We start from the raw sequence: 2,647 nt of genomic DNA on the forward strand, positions 1-2,647 counted from the left end.
GCGAGCACCTGGTGCAGCTGGACGACGTTGGTCTCGAAGCCGTGCGAGCTGCCGCTGAGGTAGAGCCCCCAGATCTTGGCCGTGCCCTCCCCAACCTCGGCGACCGCCTCGTCCCAGTGGGCCGACAGGTTGCGCGCCCAGGCCCGGCAAGTGCGCGCGTAGTGCGGCCGGAAGCTCTCGTGGTGCTGCACCTCGAAGCCGGTGTCCTCCATGACCGAGACGATCGTGCCGGAGCCGGCAAGCTCGCCGTCGGGGAAGACGTAGCGGTCGATGAACGAACCGCGCAGCCCGACCGCCTTCAGGGCCCCGTTGTGCCGGTTGTCCGGGCGGGTGATGCAGTGGTTCAGCAGCCGCCCGCCCGGCTTGAGCTTGTCGTGCAGCTCGCGGAAGTAGGCCGGGTAGTTGCCCACCCCGATGTGCTCGGTCAGGCCGATCGAGCTGATCGCGTCGAAGCCGGTCTCGGCCACGTCCCGGTAGTCCATGAAGCGGACCTCCGCGGTGTGGGACAGGCCGGCGTCGGAGATCGCCTTCTGGGCCCAGAGCGCCTGCTGCTGCGACAGGGTCACGCCCAGCGCCTCGACGCCGTAGTGCTCGGCCGCGTGCCGGACCATGCCGCCCCAGCCGCAGCCGACGTCGAGCAGCCGCATCCCGGGCCGCAGGCCGAGCTTCTGGCAGACCAGGTCATGCTTGTGCTCCTGGGCCTGCTCGAGCGTGGCGTCCGCGGTCGGATAGACGGCGCAGGTGTAGGCCATCGAGGGGCCGAGGACGAGCTCGTAGAAGCGGTTGGACACGTCGTAGTGGTGCGAGATCGCCTCGGCGTCCCGCTTGCGTCCGTGGACCAGCCCGGAGTGGAGCCGGTGCAGCCGGCTGGGGGTCTCCTGCGGTGGGAGCTCGGGGCGGCGGAAGGCCGACCGGCCGAGGCTGCGGACCATCTCGGGGACCTCGGTCACGTGCACCTTGGGGCTCGGGATCTTGTCCATCGTGCGCGTCAGCACCTCGTAGGGGTCGCCCGGGTCGATCGGGTCGATCTCGAGGTCGCCCATGATGTAGGCCCGGGCCAGTCCGAGCTCGCCAGGGGCGGTGACCAGGTAGCGCAACCCCCGTTCGTTGCGGACGCGCAGGGTGACCGGGGCCTCGCGGTCGCCGCCGACCGACCCGTCGTACGCCTCCAGCCGGAACAGCAGCCCAGTCGGGAAGAGGTGGTCGACCACCTCGCCGATCGTCATCGTCATATTCTTCGCACCGCCTTGGCGTAGAGATCCGGGAGTCGGCCCTCCGGATCGTGTACCCGTTTGATCGCCCGGTAGGCATCGCCTCCGTACCTGCTCCAGAAGGTCCGCTCGTCATAGTAGGCGTCGGAGTAGAGGGACTTGTGACCGCCGAGCTGCTCGACCTCGGCCTCGATCGCTCGGTTGACGTCGCCGTCCCGGCGGCCCGGCAGGATCGGCGCGGTCGACCAGAAACCGACGTTGACATACGTCTGCCCTGGCTCGAGCGGGTAGAGCGGCCAGCGGCGAGCGCCGGCGCCCGCGTCGCGAAGGACCAACGGGCACAACCAGACCGGATCGATGGGAACGTTCTCGAGGAACCAGTGCAGGAAGTCCGCGGTGCGTCCGACAGGGATCTCCACGTCCTGCACGACCCGCTCCTGGGCGGGCTCTCCCCGGCGCTGCTGCAGCCGGGCCCACCAGTGGTGCCGGTTCTCGAAGCGGATCAGCTTCCAGTAGACGTCGCTTCGTTTGAGCGCGTCCGGCCAGAGCCGGCGCACGATCGGCCGCTGCACCCCGAAGGCACGCGAGCACCAGAACCAGTCGGTGTCCCAGCGCCAGAGGTAGTCCCGGACGGTCAGGTAGTCCTCCGCGCGCAGCCGGATCGAGCGGTAGTAGACCTGCTGCCCGGTGTAGTCGCTGGTGTACGGCGCCGAGTCGGCCCACGTGCCGAGCGTGAGGTAGGCCTCGTCGGCGCCGAACACGACGCCGTCGACGAAGTCGACCGGCTCGCCGGCGTACTCACGCGCGGTGACGATGTCGTCGACCGCCTGCTGGATGCCGCTCAGCTCGGTGAAGCGGACATGGCGCAGTCGCACGTACGCGTGCACCCGCTCCAGCTCGATGACGAGCCGCGTCGCATAGCCGAGACTGCCGTAGGAGTTGGGAAAGGTCTCGAAGAGATCGCTGTTCGCGCCGTCCGGGTAGGCCGTCACGACCTCGCCCGAGCCGGTGAGCACGTCCATCTCGAGCACTGACTCGTGGGGCAGCCCGTTGCGGAACGACGACGCCTCGATGCCCAGCCCGGCCACGGCGCCACCGATCGTGATGGTCCGCAGCTGCGGGACGACGAGCGGCATGCAGCCGACCGCCAGGGTCGCCGCGACGAGGTCCTCGTAGGTGGTCATCCCCTCGACCTCGGCGGTCAGACCGATCGGGTCGACGGACAGGACGTGGCCCAGCTGCGTGACCTCGAGACCGGGGGTGTCCAGCTCGGCACGGGGCCGGAACAGGTTGGAGGTGCGCTTGGCCAGCCGCACCGGCCGCCCGACTGGGATGGCGTCGTACGAGCGGCGCAGCGTCGCCACCCGTCGTTCGTGGGCGGTCCGGACCTCGGCCGAGACGGTCACCTGCGCTCCTCTGCGTCCGGTCCCGGCCAC

At 69.9% G+C, this 2,647-nt stretch carries 2 protein-coding genes; both read right to left on the reverse strand.

Translation table 11 applies throughout. The features are described 5' to 3' along the window. A partial coding sequence (locus WMI84_RS17970) for a class I SAM-dependent methyltransferase (RefSeq protein WP_347355142.1) occupies window positions 1–1,226 on the reverse strand: 1,226 nt, incomplete at its 3' end. Between the two features lie 2 nt (window positions 1,227–1,228). Further along, a partial coding sequence (locus WMI84_RS17975) for an FAD-binding oxidoreductase (protein ID WP_347355143.1) occupies window positions 1,229–2,647 on the reverse strand: 1,419 nt, incomplete at its 5' end.

Origin of the sequence: Intrasporangium sp., assembly GCF_039812505.1 — a bacterium.
In the GTDB taxonomy this organism is placed as follows: Bacteria; Actinomycetota; Actinomycetes; order Actinomycetales; family Dermatophilaceae; genus Intrasporangium_A.